This window comes from Kerstersia sp., from assembly GCF_052103615.1.
GTDB lineage: Bacteria > Pseudomonadota > Gammaproteobacteria > Burkholderiales > Burkholderiaceae_B > Kerstersia.
Map to the genome: position 1 here is coordinate 37,373 of NZ_JBQEKA010000008.1, position 17,723 is coordinate 55,095.

A 17,723-nucleotide genomic window follows, 5' to 3' on the forward strand; every position below is an offset into this window, starting at 1 on the left:
GGCGCATTCAAGGCTGGCGGGCTGCCGCCGTCTGCTCTCCTGGCGCGGCAGCCAGCGGTTGCGCCGCGATATCGCGCAGCCCCTGCAGCAAGGCGCCGCCATCAATGCCGCGCCGCGCAACCGCCTGGATCCAATTCTGCGCAACCTCGTCCGCCGCCTGCTCTATCTCGGCATAGGCCTCGGGCGCAATCGTCAAGACTGACTCCGCAGGCATGGCAGCCATCCCTGCCGCCATGTCCGCGTCCCAGACCTCACTGAAACGCTGATTCAGCGCCGGGCCGCTATTGCGCTCTATGATTTGCTGCAAATCCGGCGGCAGGCTCTCGAACTTCTTTTTATTCATCAGCACCGCCAGCACCGTCGTGCTGAATGCGCCGGCGCCCGGCGGCGGATTGCTGTGATACTCGGTCACTTCGTCCACTTTTATTTCACGGATACTGGCCCAGGTGTACAGCACGCCGTCTATCACCCCCTTGGAGAGGGACTCGGTCATCTGCGACGGAGACATATTGATGGGCGCAGCGCCCAAGGCATCCAGCAACTGCGACGATGCGCGATTGGAGCTGCGCAAACGCTTGCCACGAAAATCTGCCAGGCTCGTGACCGGTTTGCCGCGAGTATGCAGCACCATGCCGCCATCACCGTGGACGGACAGGACCTTGTAATCCTTGAAATCCTCCTGGGCATATTGCTGATAAAAGTCCCAGATGACCGGATAGCTGCGCGCCGCGCCCACAGGCAGCATAAATGGCTGCTCCGCCGCCTCGATACGGGGAAACTTCCCGGCTGAATAGGAGGGCGCCACCCAGACAATATCCGCAACGCCGTTGCGTGCCATATCTGCCAATGTCGCCGGCGTCCCGCCCAATTGCATGGAAGGATAAATCTGGCATTGCAGCCGTCCTTGTGACTCTTCCTTTAAGGCTGCGCACCATGGGTCAAACACCAGGCGCTGCACCGGCGCGGTCGAAGGAATATGGTGGTTCAGCTTCAGAATATAGGTCTGCTCAGCCGCGGCTCCTGCGCTCATGCCAAGCAAGGCGCAAACCACAGCGCATATTTTGTATTTCATGATTGTCTCCTTCAGGATCATTATTTTTATGACTGCGGCTGCCGGCATATAAACAGCATACGCATCATGGCTGCCGGGCCTGGTGCGGCCTTCAGGCGGCTGCCCAGGCCTCTTCCAGACTCGCTGACCAGGCCAGCGCAACATCGCTGGCCTGGTCACGGCTGGAAGCATCGTGCCGGCCTATCGGCCCAGTCCGTTTCGCGCCCAGTTCCAGCCATTGCCCCACCAGCAGATCCAGCCCGCGCGAATAATGCGCATAGCTGCTATCCCCCAGCCCGAAGGCGGCGAAGCGGATACCGGAAAGATCGGGCCGCTCCTGCGCCAGCGCGAGGGAAAATGGCCGTGCGCTACCCGGCAGTTCGCCCTCGCCATGCGTGGAGCAAACCAGCAGATAGCAAGCGCCAGGATGCAGCTCCCCGACCGGGAACTGCGCCATATCCCGCACCGACACCCGCAGCCCGCGCTGCGTCAGCGCTTCGCCCAGGTCCTCCGCCACCAGCTCGGCATTACCGCTTTCGGTTCCGTAAAGCACGACGATTTCCATTTTGTCTCCTTGTCATTGTGATGAGCCGCCCGAGTTTTCGGCGGCACGCGCCTCAGCCAGGCACCCAGCCCAGCATTTCCTCAACGCTGGCGCACTTGCGCCGGATACGGCCAGGTTCTGCGCTGGCTCGTTCGGCTGCGTCTATCTCCAACCACGCCTGGTAATCCCAGGCGGCGGGCAGCGCCGCGGCGCCTGGACGCCCGGCCGTCAGGCGCCCTGACGCCCACTCCTGGGCAACTTCATCAGCCAGTTCCTGCGCCAATGCCCTTTGGCGCGCAATCGCGCCCTGCGGCCCGGTACGCAGCCAGCCTGTGCGATAGACGCCTGGGCTGGCCCGCGCCCCTGCCTGTGCCCAGTCAGCCTCAGGCTGCGCGGCGGCAAACCCGATGGCCGTCACCACCGAGCCCAGCCCTATGTCCTGCAAACGCTGGTCTGCCATGCGCAAACGCAAGCCGCTCACCGCCTTCGCGCCCAGGACGCGCTCAACTTGCGTGTTGAAATACAGGCGGATATCCAGGGGCGGCAATCCCGCCGTTTCCTCCGCAGAGGCGGGGATGGCGCCCAAGCCCAGGATTTCACGGGCAGACGCAGGCGCAAGCCCGCCCGTCGCTGCGTCCAGCGTCAGCCGCACACGCGCCAAGCCGGCCAGCTCACGCAGCATCGCGGCATCCCAGCGCACCTCGTTCGGCTTGCCCCGCACAATTAAGTGCAGTGTCTTGACCGGCACCGGCGCAATCGCCGCCAGCACACGGGAATCCATATCACTGCCTTGCCATTCGCCTGGATGCCGGGCAAGCAAACGCGCAATATCCAGCGCCACATTGCCCGCCCCCACCACCGCCACCTCAGGCGCCACCACCGGCCAATTACTGCTTTCATCGGGATGGGAGTTCAAGGCCCGCGTCAACCGCCCCGAACCGATCACCCCGGGCAAGTCCTCCCCCGGCACATCCAGGCGCCGGTCTGCCGCCAGGCCCGTCGCCAGAATCACCACATCAAACCACTGCTGCAATTGCGCCAGCGAGAAGTCCTGCCCTAGCGTCAAACCGCCAGCAAACCGGACCTTGCCTCGCGCAAACAAACGATCGAACTGCTGTTGCACGCCTTTTGTCCCCTGGTGGTCGGCGGCCACCCCATAGCGCAACAAGCCATAAGGCACAGGCAAGCGCTCGATCAGTGTCACTTCGGCATCAGGGAACGTCCGGGACAACATCTGCGCGGCATAACAGCCAGACACGCCGGCACCGACAATCCCCACCGTCAAACGCGCGGTGCGGCTCATGCGGCCTCCCAACATACCGGCAAGCCACGCACCCCGCGAAACACCCAGCCCCGGAATTCCACCGCCTGCGGGTCTGCCAGGCGCAGGCCTGGCAAGGCGTCGAACAAGCGCGGCAAGGCAACCTGACTAATCATGGCGCGCGCCGCCCAGTTACCCGCGCAGATATGCGTGCCATTGCCAAAGGCCAGATTGGTCAGCCGCTCCCGGCGCAGATCAAAACGCTCGGCCTGGGCAAAACGCCGCTCGTCGCGATTGGCCGATGCAATGACCAGACCAACGGTCGCGCCAGCAGGAATCCGCACGCCGTCCACTTCCGTCTCTTTGCAGACCAGACGCGGATACATGCCAACGGGGGATTGCCAGCGCGCCGTCTCTTCAAACACATCCGCCCAATTCCAGACACCGGCACGGACTTCCGCCAATTGATCCGGATGTGTCAGCAAGGCCCATACCGCACTGCCTATGACATGGCTGGGTTCATTCATGCCGCCAGAGACTGTCAATCGCACATTGGCACGCAGCGCATCCTCCGGCAGGGGTTCCGCCGCATGCAACATCGCCGACAACATGGAGGCATCCGGCTCGCGCCGCAGCCAGGCCACGCTGGCGTCAATCGCCTCATCCATTTCCTGCCGGACGCGTTCGGTTTCGAGCCAGACGGCAGGGTCGCCGGTCACATTGCCTATGCCTGCGATCAGGGTGTGCGACCAATCCATCATCGTTGCCGCATCCACGCCGCGCAAACCCAGAATGGCGCAAAGATTATCCGCCGCATAGGGCACGGCAAATTCGCGGAACAAGTCCGCCCCCGGCCCAAGCGCCCGCATATGCTGCAAGTAGCGTTCCGCATTGCGCTCGAAGACCTCCATCCAGACTTTGCGTATCGTCACCGGCCGCAATGCGCTGGCACTGGCCATACGGTCCCGTTTGTGTTCGGGATCATCCTTGCGCAACATCGAACGCCCCATTGTCCTGACTTGGGTCGAGCGCTGCGCGTCCTCATGCGAACTAAAGGTTTCCTGATCCAGCTCGGCCTGGAAGCAGGCATCGAATCCCGTCACCAGAAAACGGTTCAGGGCCGGTACCCAGGCGACCGGCATTTCACGGCGCAAACGCGCATAAACAGGATAGGGATCAGCCGCCAATTCAGCCAGGTTCACCCAATCCGCCACCGGCACATCCGTCATAACAAAAGCCATCTCTGCTCCTCCATCATCCCCGTTGTTTCCCGAGGATTCGAAGGCATCTTGGTACGGGCCAATACAAATGTAAATATCAAAAATTAGTCTTATATTCCAACTTTTATATGGATTACGGATGCCGCCATGCGTTTCACTTTCCGTCAATTGGAGTATTTCCGCAGCACGGCAGAACTCGGTTCCTTCAGTGCGGCCGCCAGCCAATTATTTGTTTCTGCAACGGCAGTGACGAGCGCCATCAGCGACCTGGAGGAAGCCCTGGGCACGCAACTTTTTGTCCGGCGCAAGTCTCATGGCGTCACCCTGACCCCATCGGGCCAGCATTTGCTCAATGAGGCGCGCCAACTGCTGCTGGATGCGGAAGAAATGGAACGCAGCATGCATTCCCGGGACGGCATGCTGCGCGGCCCCATCGTCGTCGGCTGCTACTCCACCCTGGCGCCCACGGTCTTGCCGGCGCTGATTTCCGGCTTCGAGGGCCTGCATCCGCATGTCATCCTGAATGTCGCGGAAGGCTCGAACGACGAGCTGCTGCCCATGATGGACGTCGGCAAGCTGGACGCGCTGATCACCTATCGCATCAATCTGCCGACGGGGCTGGCAGAAGCGGAATTGCTGCATACGGCCGTGCACGCGCTCTTGCCCGCCAACCACCCCTTGGCCGGAGAAGCAGCCATCTGGCTGCGCGATCTTCAGGATGAGCCGCTGATCATGCTCGACCTTCCGCCCAGCGGCCGGCATGCCTTAGACATGCTGCATGGGGTTGGCATCCGGCCGCGCATCCGCCACAGCACCCGGAACTTTGAACTGGTGCGCTCCATGGTGGCGCGCGGCCTGGGCTATAGCCTGCTCGTGCAAAGGCCCTGGATAGAACACAGTTATGAAGGCCTGCCGCTGATTACCCGTCCCATCCTGCCCGATATCCACAGGGAAACCGTGGTGATGGTCTGGCCTGAGCATATCAAGTGCAACCCGCGCCTGCAGGCGCTGATAGATTTCTCTCGCCGCACCGTCAAACTCAGCCAGGCCCGGCCCTTCGCCTGAACCGGCCTCCGGCGCGGCGGCGCCGGCCTGCGTCTTCGCGGCAAGGCCGCGCCTTCAGCGATCCCGGTGATCGGCTTCGCCTGCCTTCCAATAGCCGCTGGCGCTGACGCGGTGCATGGGCATTTCACGCTCTTGCAGGTAATGCTTGCGCAGCGCCTTCACGGCCGCGGCTTCGCCTGCGACCCAGATGTAACCGGGGCCGGCCGGAAACGGCCTGAACATGAGGCTCTGGCGCAGCGCTGAGCCCGCTTCCTCGTTGGCCTGCAACCAGGCAATGCGCATGCTGGCCAAGGTGTCTATGCGCTGGCGGTCGGCCTGCGTGGCGATTTCGGCATAAACCTTCACCTTGACCCAGGCCGGCAGAGTTTCGGCAATCACCTGAATGGCCGGCAAGGCCGTTGCGTCTCCGGCCAGCAATACCCAGCGCGCATCGTCCGGCAGTTCGAAGCGGCCGCTACGCGGCCCGGCGATCAACAGACGCTCGCCCAGCCTGGCACCTGCCGCCCAGGCCGAGGCCGGCCCGTCGTCGCCATGCATGACAAAGTCCAGGTCCAAGGTCGCCGAACGGCGGTTGATGCCCCGGATGGTGTAGGCCCGGCCTTCCCCGGTGGGCAGAAACACTTTCACCCATGCTGCCGGATCGTCCACGCCTTCAGCCTCCAGGAACGCAGGCATTTCACTGCCCCCCAGGGTGATGCGCCGCATATGCGGCGTCAATTCGGTAACGGCCAGCACTTCCACATTGGCACGGGCCATGGCGGCCTTTTCACGTTCAGCCATGATAAGCCCCCCGGCACCCGCCGCCGGATGCGGTGCACTGGCGTATGGCGCCCGCACGGCCGCCTGTCATGAAATCAGTTGCTTGTGACATGATCTCTCCAAAACACAAGTCTTCATCGGAGGAGATGCGCCAGCCAGCGCCAGCGCATCTCCGCCACGGCGCGCGGCCCGTTTCCGGCCTGCCGCAACCGGCCACGAAATCTCATTCATGCCGCTGCGTCCGACGCTACCGTGGTGCCATGTAATAATATGAGTAATTACTCGCGTTTAATACTCGCTTTGGGGACTCTGCATGCAACCGCTTCAACAACCCCGGAAAACGCCACGCCAGGCGCGCTCCCGCGCGCTGGTCGAAGCCATTCTGGAGGCCACTGCTCGCGTTTTGTCCGAACGCGGTTATGCCGGCACCAGCACCAACCTGGTTGCCGAACGCGCCGGGGTCAGCATCGGTTCGGTGTACCAATACTTTCCCAACAAGGACTCCCTGATTACCGCGCTGCATGAACGCCATGCCGCGCAACTGCACGCCGTCATGACGTCGGCGCTGGACATTCCCCAGCCGGTGACGCTGCGCGAAAGGCTGACAGCCATTGTCAGCGCCTGGCTGGCAGCGCACCGGGTCGAGCCGGAATTGCATCGCGTGCTGGAGAAAGAATTTCCGTTTTATGATGTCCCGTCCGAAGATAGCCCGGCCGATCAGGCCATCTTCCAGCAATTGCGCCAGATCCTGGCGCAGCATCGCGATGAAATCCTGCCTGCGGACCTGGACATTGCCACCTGGGCCTTGCTGCAAACCATGGAAGCGCTGATCCATGCGGCCGTGTTATCACCCTGGCCGCAATTCTCCGAAAGCGCCGTGCAGCAAGCCATCATCGACATGCTCTGCGGCTATCTTTACACTGGCAGCCGCGCAACGGCAGCGCCCGCCGGCGCATCTTCCTGACCCATTATTCTGACGACCCTCATGCCTATTTCCTGCGCCGTTTTCATCGCCAGTTCCCTGGATGGTTTCATTGCCCGCCCGGATGGCGCCATCGACTGGCTGGAACAAGCCAACCAGACTGTTCCCGCAGGCGAGGATTGCGGCTATGCCGCCTTCATGGCTGATGTCGATCTGCTCGTCATGGGCCGCAATACCTTCGACAAGGTGATGAGTTTTCCCGAATGGCCGTATGCCGGCCTGCCGGTATGGGTCGTCACCCGCACACCGCTGGCGCCCGGCCAAATCCTGCCTGCCGGCGTCCATCTGACGGCCGAGCTTCCGGGCGAGCTGGCGGACCGGGCAAGACAGCAAGGCTACCGCAAGCTGTATATAGACGGCGGGCGGCTGATCCAATCCTTTCTGCAAGCCGGGCTGATCAGTGAGATCACCGTGACGTCTATTCCCGTCTTGCTGGGACAGGGCCGCCGCCTGTTTGACACACTGCCCGGCGACATTCCCCTGAAGCTGCTGTCCGCCCAGGCCTATCCCTTCGGCTTTGTGCAATCCCGCTATCAGGTGCTGCCCCCAGCAGCAACCTGAAACAGACAGGCGCAGGCCAGCCGTCCCCAGGACAGCGGCCATGGCCTCAGCGCAGCGGTTTGACCAGCAGCAGCAAGCAAAGCGCCAGCATGAAAACAGCCACCAGCGCATCCAGCACCCGCCAGGCGGCGGGACGCCGGAACAGCGGCGCCAGCAGGCGCGCGCCATAGCCCAGGCTTACAAACCATGCCACGCTGGCGGCGCATGCCCCCGCCGCAAAAACCCAGCGTGTCAGGCCAGCATATTGGGCCGCCAGGCTGCCCAGCAATACCATCGTGTCCAGATAAACGTGCGGATTGAGAAAGGTAAATGCCAGGCAAGTCAGGATGACCCGGCGGCGGCCCGCTGCGCCCAGGCCAGCCTGGTTCATTGAGGCCTGGCCGCGCCAGGCCCGCCAGGCCGCCTGCGCGCCATAGGCTGCCAAAAAGGCCGCGCCGCCAAACCGCAGCCAGATCAACAGGCCGGGCCAGCGGCTGACCAGCGCTTCGATACCGGCCACGCCGCACAAAATAAACAGGATATCGCTCAGCGCGCACAGGCTGACGACCAGGCCCACATGGCGTTGTGCCAGACTCTGGCGCAATACGAATGCATTCTGGGCGCCGATGGCAACAATCAGCCCGGCACCGGAAAAAAAGCCTGCGGAGAACGCGGAAAAAGACATGATGCAAAGAGATAAAACAGCGAAAAGCCCATGCTGATGCAGGTTGACGATTAAGACTAGCTATTTATTTTTTATGATATGAAGAATTTCTTATGCCAGAGCGGAGGCAATCTTGGACTTGATTCACCCCCAGCTCGCCGCCTTTGCCGCCGTGCTGGAAGAAGGCAGTTTTGAGGCCGCCGCACGCCGCCTGTCAGTCACGCCGTCTGCCGTGTCGCAACGCATCAAGGCGCTGGAAGACCGCCTGGGCCAGGTGCTGCTGGTCCGCCAGACGCCCTGCCGCCCCACCCCGGCTGGCGAACGCCTGCTACGCCGCGTGCGTCCCATGCAGGCCCTGCAGGCCGAAGCGCTGGCGGACTTTCTGCCTGGCGGGCAGCCCGGCCATGCCCTGCCGCTGGCGATCGCCGTCAATGACGATTCGCTGGATACCTGGCTGGTCTCCGCCCTGGCCTTGCTGCACCAGCGCCATGGCTATGTTTTCGATATCCGCGTCGATGACCAGGACCACACGCTGGACCTACTGCGCGACGGTTCGGTCATCGGGGCCGTCAGCGCCCATGCCAAACCTTTGCAGGGCTGCAACGTCCAAGCTCTGGGCGTCATGCGTTATCACGCCATTGCCGCTCCTGACTTCTGGGCGCGCCATTTTTCGGCCGGGCTAAACGCCGCCGCCTTCACCGCGGCGCCCATGATCGTGTTCAACCGCAAGGATGCCTTGCAATGGCGCTTCATGCGCCGCCTGACCCGGGCCCGCCTGAGCCCGCCCACCCATTACATCCCGACCTCCAAGGGGTTTATCGAAGCGGCTGCGCGCGGCCTGGGCTGGTGCATGGCCCCGGAATCGCTGGTCGCGCCAGCGCTGCGCGAGGGCACCCTGCGCCTGCTGGACCCGACGCGCTGGCTGGATGTGCCGCTGTACTGGCAACATGCCGCGGTCCGCTCCTCAACCCTGCAACAAGTCACCCAGGCCTTGCGCGAAGCCTGCGCCAGCGCCTTGCGCCCGGGATTAAATCTGCCCGAACCGCCCTGATCCGGGCACCCATCCTGAAGCCCTGCCCGCCCGGACCTTCAGCGGGCATCGTGAAAAATGATGCCCAGCGTGTAGCGCTCCCCCCAATGCAAGCGGCTCACGCCGTGGCGCAAACTGGCGCGGCGATAGGAACGAGCGCCCGGCACAGGGTAATGATTCACGGCCAGAATGACGGCATCGCCCTGGCTCAGGGGCACCACTTCCACCCGCCCCGGGCGCTGCGGTTGATGCGCTGTCAGCAGCAACTCGCCGCCGCTGAAATCGCGCCCAGGCTCGCTGAGCAAAAAAATCACCTGGAACGGAAAAACACAATCGCCGTACAAATCCTGGTGCAGACAACAGTAATCACCGGCGCGGTAATGCAGGAGCAAGGGGGTCGGGCGCAACTGCCCGGCACGGTGGCACTGCTGCAGGTAGGCGTCATGGCTGGCCGGAAACGTCTCTTTGATCTTCAGCGCCGCATGCCACCGGTTGGCAATCGGCGCCAAACGGGGATACAAGCCCGCGCGCAAACCGGCGACCAAATCCGGCAAGGGATAGCGGAAATATTGGTATTCGCCCCGGCCAAATGCATAGCGCTCCATCACGATGCGGCTGCGGAAGCGGGCTGTTTGCGGAAAATAAGCGCTCAACCGCTCGCATTCAGGCTTGCCCAGAAACGCCGGAAGCACAGCAAAGCCGTCCCGGCCCAACGCGGCTTCCAGCGCAGGCCAATCCTGCGCCGCCACGCGGTCCGGCAGCCGGTGCTCAGCGTGCGCCAGGCCAGCCCCGGCTGCCAGGCTCGCGGTTCCTGGCGGCTGCGTGCCATCCGGAAAAATTTGGCCCTGCGGTTCAGAGGGTGTCATGAAAATACAGCTCCAGTCCAATACGCTCCCCGGCCCGTACCCGGCTGACAGCCTGCCTAAGCGTGGCCCGGTAATTCCCTTGCTTCCCCGCCACCGGACGCTGCGCCGCCGTGATGAATGCGATATCCCCCAAACCAAGCGGCACGACCATGGGGCGCGACTGCATGCGCGGGCGCTGCTCTGTCATGACGAATTCGCCGCCGCTGAAATCCCGCCCCGGCTCGGACAGCAAAACAAACATCTGGATCGGAAAAGCCTGGCTGTCGAGATCGCCATGGCGCAAGGCCATGTAATCATCCTGTGCCAGCAGGCTGGCATAGGATGGCTGCCGCTGCGGCCCGGCGCGCCGGACTTCCAGCTGGAAGGCTTCCCACGCCGGCGGATACCGACGCGCCACCCCCAAGGCCGCATTCCAGCGGTTGGCGATGCCGGCCAAATGGGCATAGCAATGGGCACGCCATGAACGCAGAGGCTCCGGCCACGCCGGGCCTATATCCAGGCAGCCGCCCTGCCCCCAGCCCAGGGTTTCCAGACGCGTGCGGCGCGGCGAGGCGGCCGCGATACGCTGCCCCAATTGCCGGGCGGCGGCCTGCGCCAAGCCGCCGCTCAGCAGGGCATATCCCTGGGTATCCAATTGCGCCGCGACGCTGCCCCAGTCCAGCCCATCCAGCCCATCCCGCCCATGTCCGTCTATTGCCATTTGCCCGCCCCGCATCCAGACTGTGCTTTACCCCTGCGTGCCTTACACCCCTGATGTCTTACAACTATGCCTTCGACTGCACGGCTGACGCTTACGATTGATGCTCATGACTGGGCCTCACGGCGCAGCAATTCACGCTTGCGCTCCACGCCCCAGCGGTAACCGGCCAGATCGCCATCGCGCCGGACCACCCGATGGCAGGGAATGGCGACAGCCAGGGAGTTGCTGGCGCAAGCCTTGGCCACGGCGCGCACAGCCAACGGCGCCCCGATGCGCTGCGCGATATCGGTATAACTCACGGTCGTGCCTGGCGGTATCTCGCGCAGCGCGCGCCAGACGCGCTCCTGAAAGGCAGTGCCCTGCACATCCAGCGGCAGGTTCAGCCCCATGGCAGGCGCTTCGATGAAGCCCACAACTTCAGCAACCAATTGTTCGAAGCCGCCATCGCCGCCGATGATCTCCGCCTTGGGAAACTGATCCTGCAAAGCATGCACCAGTTGCTCCGGGTCGTCGCCCAGCAGTATCGCGCAGATACCGCGCTGGCTCTGCGCCACCAGAATCGCCCCCAGTGAACACTGCCCGACCGCAAAGCGGATAACCGCCCCCGCGCCCCCGGCCCGGTAATCCCGCGCCCGCATGCCCAGCAGCCGCCCCGACGCTTCGTAGAAGCGGCTATTGGAATTGAAACCTGCCCCATAGATGGCATCCGTGATGGATGCGGCCGGGCTGCTCAGCTCTTCCCGCAGCTTGCGCGCCCGGTAGGCCGAGCTGTAGGCCTTGGGGGTCAGGCCCGTCTCCGCCTTGAAGAGGCGGTGAAAATGCGCCGGACTCAAGCCCAGCCCCGCCGCCAGTATGTCCAGTGATGGCGGCGTGTCTGCGGATTCAATCACCCGGCAGGCCCGCGCAACTAATGCGGCCCGTTGCGCCGCGGCGCTGGTCTGGTCTGCCCGGCGGCGGCGGCTGGGCCGGTAGCCCGCCGCCTCAGCTTGCGCCGCAGAATTGAAAAACACCACATTTTCGCGCCTGGGCAGACGCGCCATAGCACTTGGTCGGCAATACACGCCAGTGGTACGCACGGCATAGACGAAATGCGCGTCGGCAGCCGTATCCCGCCGCTGCACGGCAGTCCAGCGTTCCTCTTCCGTTTGGTAGGCCTGGGGTATCGTCATCTCTGTGGTCCTGTTGCATGCTCATCCATGGCAACAGAATAAAAACAAATTCAAGCGCAAGCACTCCGATTCTTGCGGTGCATATTTAACGGGCGGGCAAGCGCCACAGATACCAGGCCGCTACCGTGCGAAATGGCTGCCAGGCGGCGCCTATCGCTCTCATCTGGCCCGGCGTGGGTATTTTTTCCCAGCCTTTCAAACGTCCGTAGCCTGCCCGCACGCCAAAATCATCCGCTGGCAGAATATCGGAACGCGCCAGGGAATAAATCAGGAACATTTCTACCGTCCAGCGCCCCACCCCCCGCAAGCGCACCAGACGTTCGATCAATTGCGCATCAGGCAATGCCCGCGCCTCCGACAGGCTGGGCACGAGGCCATCCAGGCTGGCCTGGGCGATGCCCCGGATGGCGGCCAGCTTGGCTGCCGAAAAACCACAGGCACGCTGCAAGGCGGGGTCGGTCGCCAGCAATTGCTCAGGCGCGGGAAAGACACCGCCAGGATACAAGGCCAGAAACCGCTGCAAAATAGCGTCACCGGCCTTGGCATGCAATTGCTGGTAGGCTATCGCCCGCACCAGCGCTTCATGGGGCTCGCGCGCGGGCCTGGTTTCCAGGCAGCACAGGCCTATCGTCGCGACATGCCGTGCCCAATCCGCATCCAGACCAGCCAGAAAACTGGCGGCCTGCCGGTACGCAGGCGGCGACAAATCTGCCGCAATCTGAGCCTTCATCTTCACTTCCCCTTTGCTCCGGCCACGTTTCAGCGCGCTTCGGCCCCTTTCCGCCAGTCCTTCCCCGCCTGCCCTGGCTGCTTGGCTCATGCCGCCATTTGCCGGCCTCTCTGGCTGCGGCGTCCTGGTCTGCTTTTGCCAGGCAGCGGCATCCCCCCGCCACGCCAAGCCCTCTGTACCATCCTCAGCCCGCCAGGCGGAAGGTGAAATTGATGCGCTGGCTGCCCAGCGTCTCATGCGGCTCGTCCTTGAGCGGCAAGACACCGTGATAGCGCAGCCTGTCCGCGCCGCCCCAGACCGCCACATCGCCATGCCACAGCGGCACTTTGAGTGCGGGATCGCTACGCGCCAGGCCGCCGAACAAAAACATCGCGCGCATGCCCAGAGACACCGACACAATAGGCGCATCAAAATTCCGTTCGTTTTTATCCTGATGCAGTGATAAGCGCGCACCCGGCGCATAACGGTTGACCAGGCAGGCATCCGGCTCGAAGCCGGCAAACCCGGCCGCCTGAGCCGCCGCGCGCGCCAGGCGCTGAAAACAGGCAGGCATAGGCGGCCAGGGCTTGCCCGTATGCGGATCCTCCCCGGTGTAGCGATAGCCGCGACGATCGCTAGTCCAGCCCAGCGCGCCGCAGTTCGTCAAGGCCACCGACATGGTGTACCCACCAGGCGTGACCATCTGCCGGAAAGGCGACGCGGCAGTAATCTCCGCCAGCGCCGGCATCACTTCCGCCACATAAGGCAGCGCGAACTCCCGCAAGACCAGCGCTTGCGGCCCCAGGTGCTGATCCGGCGGCGGCGCCTCAAACAAAGCCAAGGTTTGCATCCTCATCCCATCCGCAGTGTCATCCCATCTCCCTGCCATGCCCGCAGCGCTATGCCGGGCAAGCCTTCTTGCCGGCCAGTTTACGCCTGCCTGCGCGGCGCAGACGCCAGGCCGGCCCGCATACGGCAAAGGCACCGGCAGTATAGGAAACTGGCCATGCCCCCGCACTCCGGTTCTTGCGCTTGAATTTCAAGCCTGCGCGAACAACGCTGAAAGAGGCGCGAAAATAAGCGCTGCAATAAGCGCCGCAATAAAAAAAACCGCAGCCGAAGCTGCGGTTTTTTCCGTGTGCCGCCCCGCATAGGGCAGACTCACAACGAACGCGCCGGACTTAGGCCAGCAGTTCGATGTTCTTGGCGTTCGGGCCCTTGGGGCCTTCGCCGATTTCATAGCTCACGCGCTGATTTTCTTCCAGCGACTTGAAACCGTTGATACGGATTTCGGAGTAGTGAGCGAAGAGATCTTTGCCGCCTTCATCGGGAACGATGAAGCCGAAGCCCTTTTCAGGGTTGAACCATTTTACGGTACCGGTTGCCATAACTAAAAACTTCCTTGAATAAACGGGCGGTACGCCCGGGATTGCCAGAAACGATCAAGGAAGGGACGTCGAACACAACCTAGATACCAACACTGGGCGACTGGTGTACTGAAACCCGCGTCGCTTGACCATCTGCGCCTCCACTATGACTGGATTTTCAGCCGCAGTCAATCGGAAAATCGGAAAATTTTTAAATTGTATATTCCCTGATGCCAGGAAGCACCGGAAAGCCCTGCCAATGCTGCGCTTTCCGGGAATAATGCCCCCCTGACCGGGGTGCTTAAAGCGTGCTGGCCCGCCTCAACGCAGATGGGCATTTTGCCCATGATGGCGCGTGCTGGGGGCCGTCGGAATGTCCACGAAAAGGTTCCAGACAGCGATGAAGAGCGCCGCGATCAGCGGCCCCATCACAAAGCCGTTCAGGCCGAACAGCGTCAAGCCGCCCAGCGTGGAAATCAGCACCAGATAATCCGGCATGCGCAAATCCTTACCGACCAGCAGCGGCCGCAGGATATTGTCCATCAGGCCGATGACCAGAATCCCGAACAGCAGCAGGAATACCCCTTGCCAGGTTGCCCCTGTCACCAGAAAATAAATCGCGACCGGCCCCCAGATCAGGCTGGCCCCCACAGCGGGCAGCAAGGACAGAAAAGCCATGACCACGCCCCAGAGCAAGGCCCCCTGAATGCCCAGGAACCAGAAGCTCAGCCCGCCCAGCAGCCCCTGGGCCGCTGCCACCGCAATATTGCCCTTGACCGTGGCGCGCACGACCGTCGTGAAATTGCGCGCCAGGTTCTGTTTGTGCATGTCGCTCAGCGGCACGGCGCGGCGAATACGCTGCGACAGCCAGGTGCCATCACGCAACAGGAAGAACAGCAGATACATCATGATGCCGGCGCCCACCACGAATTGCAGCGTGTTCTGGCCCAGGCTCACCGCATGCGAGGCCACGAACTGGCTGACTTGCATGACACCGGATGCCAGCTTGCTCTGCCCCCCGGTTTCATCGCCGGTCAGCCGCAAGACATATTCCTGCAACGAGGGCGGCAAGGCGTTCACGACCTGATGGAAATACAGGGAAAAATTCAATTGGCCGGAACTGATGCGCTCATAGAGCGCGATGATCTCTTTGACCAGCGCCCCGGTAATAAAGGCCAACGGTAAAATGACGCACAACAAGGCGACAATCAGCGTGATCAAGGCCGCAATATTCCTGCGTCCCCGCAACAGCCGCAGCATGTATTGGTTCAAGGGCATGAACAATACCGCCAGCACCGTGCCCCAGAAAATTGCCGTGAAAAACGGCAGCATAAGCCAGAAAAAGGCCAGCGAAACGAACGCCAGCAACAGGACAAAGACCCGGTAATGCAGATGTGCGGAGCGCATGGGCGTCATGGTGTGAATAGAAAAAAGAGGCGACAACCATACAGACGGTATGGGGGCTAGTGAATACTAAGCGAAAACCCGCTGATTCGGGCATCTTTGTGCAACAGGCTGCGGCCTGTCTGCCAGCGACTCCTGCCGGTATTGAGTATGATGCAGGGCGCGGCCAGCCTGCCCTGCTTGTGCTGGATCAAGCACGTCTGCCGCCGGCATGGCGCCGCCTGCCAACAGGCTCTAAACTGCCGCCTATCTGTCTTTCTGGAGTACCACATGACCCACGCTGCGGAAAAGGATGTCGTCATTGTCGGCGCCGGCCCCGCCGGCCTGTGCCTGGCGCGCGCCCTGTCGGCGGGCGGCCTGTCCGTCACCCTTGTCGAACAGCAGCCGGCTGCCAGCCTGGCCGACCCCGGCTTCGATGGCCGTGAAATCGCCCTGGCCCATGAGTCGCGCCAGCTGCTTGAAGAACTGGGCGTCTGGCAACTGATTCCAGAAACGGAAATTTCCTTGCTGCGCGACGCCCATGTTTTCAATGGCACGTCGCGCAACCCCATGGTCATTACAGCGCAGGCCGGCGGCAGCGATCAGCTGGGCTGGCTGGTGCCCAATGACTGTATCCGGCGCGCGGCCTGGCAGGCAGTGGCCGGCCGCGCCGGCATCGAGGTACTGGACGGCACCAGCGCCGTTGGCGTCGAACCCGGCGCGGACAGCACGCTGATCCGCCTGTCCGATGGCCGTGAACTGCGCACCCGGCTGCTGGTGGCGGCCGATAGCCGTTTTTCCTCGATGCGGCGCGCCATGGGCATAGGCGCCTACCTGCACGACTTCGGCAAATCCATGATGGTAGGCCGACTGGAACATGAGGCCGATCACGGCCATGTGGCCTGGGAATGGTTCGGCTATGGCCAGACCCTGGCGCTGCTGCCGCTCAATGGCCGCCAGGCCTCTGCGGTGCTGACCTTGCCGCACCACCAGATCCAGGCGCTGCAGGCGCTGGATGACACGGCTTTCGCCGAGGAAATGGGCAAACGCTTTGACCACCGCCTGGGCGGGATGAAAGTAGCGGGCAGCCGCCATGTCTATCCGCTGGTCGGCGTCTATGCCTACCGTTTTGCCGGCACGCGCTTCGCGCTGGTCGGAGACGCCGCCGTCGGCATGCACCCGGTCACTGCGCACGGTTTCAATCTGGGCTTGCGCAGTGTCGCCAGCCTATCGCGCCAGGTGCTGACTGCGGCGCGCCGCAATGCCGACATCGGCGACAGCCGCTGGCTCAAACGCTACGAACGCGAACACCGCTTCCATACCTTGCCGCTGTTCCTGTCCACCAATCTGGTGGTGGCTATGTTCACCAACGATACGCCGCCGGGCCGCCTGCTGCGCGAGGCCACCTTGCGCCTGGCCAGTTCCGCCAGCCCCTTCAAGCGTTTCGTCGCTTCGCGACTGACCTGACCCGGACGCCTATCATCGTCATGCAGACTCTGGCTTCCGATACCCTGGCCGTCGAGCTGGTGGCCGTCCTGGCCGCCGCTGATAGCCAGGCGCCTTCCGTCCTGACCATCCAGGGCGGGCTGACCTTTCCGGCCGGCCCTTTCGTCATGGCCCACCGTTCGCTGCAGGCTGGCCTGCGCGGCTGGGTGGAAGCGCAAACCCATCATCCGCTGGGTTACCTCGAACAGCTCTATACCTTTGCCGACCGCGGACGCCATGCGGACGCGCCGGAAATGCGGACGATTTCCATCAGCTACCTCGGCCTGACGCTGGCGGGCGATGCCCCGCCTGACCTGGATGCGAGCTGGCGCAGCTGGTATGAATACTTCCCCTGGGAAGACCGGCGCGACGACAGCAACGCCGCCCTGTTTGCCGACATCGCGGCCCGTTTGCGCGCCTGGGCCCAATCCCAGACCCGCGGCCTGCGCGAACGCCAGTGGCAACGCTGCTGCGCCTTGTTCGGGCTGGAAAATGACATTTGGGATGAAGAGCGGACGCTGCCGCGCTACGAACTGCTGTACGAGGCCGGCCTCGTGCCGGAGTCCCCCATAGCTGGCCCTGACCTGCTGCCGGGCCGCAGCATGCTTTACGATCATCGCCGCATTCTCGCCACAGCCATGACCCGCTTGCGGGCCAAGCTAAAATACCGGCCTGTCATTTATGAGCTGATGCCTGCCAGTTTCAGCCTGCTGCAATTGCAGCAGGCGGTGGAAGCCCTGGCGGGCCGGCGCCTGCACAAACAAAACTTCCGGCGCCTGATTGCCCAGCAAGATCTGGTGGAAGAAACTGGCGCCTCCACCCAGACGGGCGGCAGGCCCGCCAAACTGTACCGTTTCCGCCGCGGCGTGGAGATGGAGCGCGCGCTGGCCACCGGCGGCCGCTTGCCACTGATGAAAGCCTGAGCGGC

General features: G+C 63.1%; 19 protein-coding genes. 6 read left to right on the forward strand and 13 right to left on the reverse strand.

Features of this window, described 5'->3' with window-relative positions; translation table 11 throughout:
- Nucleotides 1–7: 7 nt before the first annotated feature.
- The 4 genes from ACTJGZ_RS03905 to ACTJGZ_RS03920 all read right to left on the reverse strand — a co-directional run bounded on the left by ACTJGZ_RS03905 (nucleotide 8) and on the right by ACTJGZ_RS03920 (nucleotide 4,097).
- A complete protein-coding gene (locus ACTJGZ_RS03905; protein WP_441661639.1) occupies nucleotides 8–1,072 on the reverse strand; it encodes a TRAP transporter substrate-binding protein in 1,065 nt (354 codons plus the stop codon).
- A gap of 91 nt (nucleotides 1,073–1,163) precedes the next feature.
- Nucleotides 1,164–1,616, reverse strand: coding sequence for a flavodoxin domain-containing protein (locus tag ACTJGZ_RS03910; protein WP_441661640.1), 453 nt, complete (start codon nucleotides 1,614–1,616; stop codon nucleotides 1,164–1,166).
- Nucleotides 1,617–1,668: 52 nt separating this feature from the next.
- Nucleotides 1,669–2,898, reverse strand: a complete 1,230-nt coding sequence (locus ACTJGZ_RS03915) for an FAD-dependent oxidoreductase (protein WP_441661641.1) — start codon at nucleotides 2,896–2,898, stop codon at nucleotides 1,669–1,671.
- Complete coding sequence (locus tag ACTJGZ_RS03920) at nucleotides 2,895–4,097, reverse strand: cytochrome P450 (RefSeq protein WP_441661642.1); 1,203 nt, start codon at nucleotides 4,095–4,097, stop codon at nucleotides 2,895–2,897. The genes ACTJGZ_RS03915 and ACTJGZ_RS03920 overlap by 4 nt, the downstream gene beginning before the upstream one ends.
- A gap of 126 nt (nucleotides 4,098–4,223) precedes the next feature.
- On the opposite strand from ACTJGZ_RS03920, the gene ACTJGZ_RS03925 reads away from it, so the two are divergent.
- Nucleotides 4,224–5,141 (forward strand): LysR family transcriptional regulator, encoded by a 918-nt coding sequence (locus ACTJGZ_RS03925; protein ID WP_441661643.1) that lies wholly within the window; start codon nucleotides 4,224–4,226, stop codon nucleotides 5,139–5,141.
- A 54-nt stretch (nucleotides 5,142–5,195) separates the two neighbouring features.
- Here the strand turns inward: ACTJGZ_RS03925 and ACTJGZ_RS03930 are convergent, their stop codons facing one another.
- Entirely contained in the window at nucleotides 5,196–5,921 is a 726-nt protein-coding gene (locus ACTJGZ_RS03930; RefSeq protein WP_441661644.1) for a siderophore-interacting protein, read from the reverse strand.
- A 292-nt stretch (nucleotides 5,922–6,213) separates the two neighbouring features.
- Here ACTJGZ_RS03930 and ACTJGZ_RS03935 point away from each other — a divergent pair, with 292 nt between their 5' ends.
- Nucleotides 6,214–6,864, forward strand: coding sequence for a TetR/AcrR family transcriptional regulator (locus ACTJGZ_RS03935; protein WP_441661645.1), 651 nt, complete (start codon nucleotides 6,214–6,216; stop codon nucleotides 6,862–6,864).
- Nucleotides 6,865–6,885: 21 nt separating this feature from the next.
- A complete protein-coding gene (locus tag ACTJGZ_RS03940; protein WP_441661646.1) occupies nucleotides 6,886–7,443 on the forward strand; it encodes a dihydrofolate reductase family protein in 558 nt (185 codons plus the stop codon).
- A 46-nt stretch (nucleotides 7,444–7,489) separates the two neighbouring features.
- On the opposite strand, the gene ACTJGZ_RS03945 is transcribed toward ACTJGZ_RS03940, so the two are convergent.
- A complete protein-coding gene (locus ACTJGZ_RS03945; protein WP_441661647.1) occupies nucleotides 7,490–8,107 on the reverse strand; it encodes a LysE/ArgO family amino acid transporter in 618 nt (205 codons plus the stop codon).
- Between the two features lie 112 nt (nucleotides 8,108–8,219).
- Here ACTJGZ_RS03945 and ACTJGZ_RS03950 point away from each other — a divergent pair, with 112 nt between their 5' ends.
- Nucleotides 8,220–9,137 carry a LysR family transcriptional regulator ArgP gene (locus ACTJGZ_RS03950; RefSeq protein ID WP_441661648.1) on the forward strand — a complete coding sequence of 306 codons (918 nt, stop codon included), beginning with the start codon at nucleotides 8,220–8,222 and terminating at the stop codon, nucleotides 9,135–9,137.
- Nucleotides 9,138–9,175: 38 nt separating this feature from the next.
- Here the strand turns inward: ACTJGZ_RS03950 and ACTJGZ_RS03955 are convergent, their stop codons facing one another.
- The 7 genes from ACTJGZ_RS03955 to ACTJGZ_RS03985 all read right to left on the reverse strand — a co-directional run bounded on the left by ACTJGZ_RS03955 (nucleotide 9,176) and on the right by ACTJGZ_RS03985 (nucleotide 15,334).
- Nucleotides 9,176–9,982: a 2OG-Fe(II) oxygenase gene (locus tag ACTJGZ_RS03955; protein WP_441661649.1), complete on the reverse strand. Its 807-nt coding sequence runs from the start codon at nucleotides 9,980–9,982 to the stop codon at nucleotides 9,176–9,178.
- Nucleotides 9,969–10,682 carry a 2OG-Fe(II) oxygenase gene (locus tag ACTJGZ_RS03960; protein WP_441661650.1) on the reverse strand — a complete coding sequence of 238 codons (714 nt, stop codon included), beginning with the start codon at nucleotides 10,680–10,682 and terminating at the stop codon, nucleotides 9,969–9,971. The genes ACTJGZ_RS03955 and ACTJGZ_RS03960 overlap by 14 nt, the downstream gene beginning before the upstream one ends.
- Before the next feature lie 104 nt (nucleotides 10,683–10,786).
- Entirely contained in the window at nucleotides 10,787–11,851 is a 1,065-nt protein-coding gene (gene ada / locus ACTJGZ_RS03965) for a bifunctional DNA-binding transcriptional regulator/O6-methylguanine-DNA methyltransferase Ada (protein WP_441661651.1), read from the reverse strand.
- A gap of 85 nt (nucleotides 11,852–11,936) precedes the next feature.
- A complete protein-coding gene (locus ACTJGZ_RS03970) occupies nucleotides 11,937–12,581 on the reverse strand; it encodes a DNA-3-methyladenine glycosylase family protein (RefSeq protein ID WP_441661652.1) in 645 nt (214 codons plus the stop codon).
- Between the two features lie 184 nt (nucleotides 12,582–12,765).
- A complete protein-coding gene (gene alkB, locus ACTJGZ_RS03975; protein WP_441661653.1) occupies nucleotides 12,766–13,410 on the reverse strand; it encodes a DNA oxidative demethylase AlkB in 645 nt (214 codons plus the stop codon).
- 331 nt (nucleotides 13,411–13,741) lie between these two features.
- A complete protein-coding gene (locus ACTJGZ_RS03980) occupies nucleotides 13,742–13,948 on the reverse strand; it encodes a cold-shock protein (RefSeq protein ID WP_068374683.1) in 207 nt (68 codons plus the stop codon).
- 300 nt (nucleotides 13,949–14,248) lie between these two features.
- Nucleotides 14,249–15,334, reverse strand: coding sequence for an AI-2E family transporter (locus ACTJGZ_RS03985; protein WP_441661654.1), 1,086 nt, complete (start codon nucleotides 15,332–15,334; stop codon nucleotides 14,249–14,251).
- A 267-nt stretch (nucleotides 15,335–15,601) separates the two neighbouring features.
- Between ACTJGZ_RS03985 and ubiM the strand changes: the two genes are divergently transcribed.
- Both ubiM and ACTJGZ_RS03995 read left to right on the forward strand, forming a co-directional pair.
- Nucleotides 15,602–16,777: a 5-demethoxyubiquinol-8 5-hydroxylase UbiM gene (gene ubiM / locus ACTJGZ_RS03990; protein ID WP_441661655.1), complete on the forward strand. Its 1,176-nt coding sequence runs from the start codon at nucleotides 15,602–15,604 to the stop codon at nucleotides 16,775–16,777.
- A gap of 20 nt (nucleotides 16,778–16,797) precedes the next feature.
- The gene (locus tag ACTJGZ_RS03995) at nucleotides 16,798–17,718 is read left to right on the forward strand and encodes an NUDIX hydrolase (RefSeq protein WP_441661656.1); all 921 of its coding nucleotides are present in this window, start codon (nucleotides 16,798–16,800) and stop codon (nucleotides 17,716–17,718) included.
- Nucleotides 17,719–17,723: the final 5 nt, after the last annotated feature.

What these genes read in the sequence shown, in the direction of transcription:
- ACTJGZ_RS03985 (WP_441661654.1), bottom strand. Translation starts at nt 15,334, where the DNA reads ATGCGCTCCGCACATCTGCATTACCGGGTCTTTGTCCTGTTGCTGGCG.
- ACTJGZ_RS03935 (WP_441661645.1), top strand. Translation starts at nt 6,214, where the DNA reads ATGCAACCGCTTCAACAACCCCGGAAAACGCCACGCCAGGCGCGCTCC.
- ACTJGZ_RS03940 (WP_441661646.1), top strand. Translation starts at nt 6,886, where the DNA reads ATGCCTATTTCCTGCGCCGTTTTCATCGCCAGTTCCCTGGATGGTTTC.
- ubiM (WP_441661655.1), top strand. Translation starts at nt 15,602, where the DNA reads ATGACCCACGCTGCGGAAAAGGATGTCGTCATTGTCGGCGCCGGCCCC.
- ACTJGZ_RS03995 (WP_441661656.1), top strand. Translation starts at nt 16,798, where the DNA reads ATGCAGACTCTGGCTTCCGATACCCTGGCCGTCGAGCTGGTGGCCGTC.
- ACTJGZ_RS03955 (WP_441661649.1), bottom strand. Translation starts at nt 9,982, where the DNA reads ATGACACCCTCTGAACCGCAGGGCCAAATTTTTCCGGATGGCACGCAG.
- ACTJGZ_RS03905 (WP_441661639.1), bottom strand. Translation starts at nt 1,072, where the DNA reads ATGAAATACAAAATATGCGCTGTGGTTTGCGCCTTGCTTGGCATGAGC.
- ACTJGZ_RS03980 (WP_068374683.1), bottom strand. Translation starts at nt 13,948, where the DNA reads ATGGCAACCGGTACCGTAAAATGGTTCAACCCTGAAAAGGGCTTCGGC.
- ACTJGZ_RS03915 (WP_441661641.1), bottom strand. Translation starts at nt 2,898, where the DNA reads ATGAGCCGCACCGCGCGTTTGACGGTGGGGATTGTCGGTGCCGGCGTG.
- ada (WP_441661651.1), bottom strand. Translation starts at nt 11,851, where the DNA reads ATGACGATACCCCAGGCCTACCAAACGGAAGAGGAACGCTGGACTGCC.
- ACTJGZ_RS03960 (WP_441661650.1), bottom strand. Translation starts at nt 10,682, where the DNA reads ATGGCAATAGACGGACATGGGCGGGATGGGCTGGATGGGCTGGACTGG.
- ACTJGZ_RS03930 (WP_441661644.1), bottom strand. Translation starts at nt 5,921, where the DNA reads ATGGCTGAACGTGAAAAGGCCGCCATGGCCCGTGCCAATGTGGAAGTG.
- ACTJGZ_RS03920 (WP_441661642.1), bottom strand. Translation starts at nt 4,097, where the DNA reads ATGGCTTTTGTTATGACGGATGTGCCGGTGGCGGATTGGGTGAACCTG.
- ACTJGZ_RS03910 (WP_441661640.1), bottom strand. Translation starts at nt 1,616, where the DNA reads ATGGAAATCGTCGTGCTTTACGGAACCGAAAGCGGTAATGCCGAGCTG.
- ACTJGZ_RS03945 (WP_441661647.1), bottom strand. Translation starts at nt 8,107, where the DNA reads ATGTCTTTTTCCGCGTTCTCCGCAGGCTTTTTTTCCGGTGCCGGGCTG.
- alkB (WP_441661653.1), bottom strand. Translation starts at nt 13,410, where the DNA reads ATGCAAACCTTGGCTTTGTTTGAGGCGCCGCCGCCGGATCAGCACCTG.
- ACTJGZ_RS03925 (WP_441661643.1), top strand. Translation starts at nt 4,224, where the DNA reads ATGCGTTTCACTTTCCGTCAATTGGAGTATTTCCGCAGCACGGCAGAA.
- ACTJGZ_RS03970 (WP_441661652.1), bottom strand. Translation starts at nt 12,581, where the DNA reads ATGAAGGCTCAGATTGCGGCAGATTTGTCGCCGCCTGCGTACCGGCAG.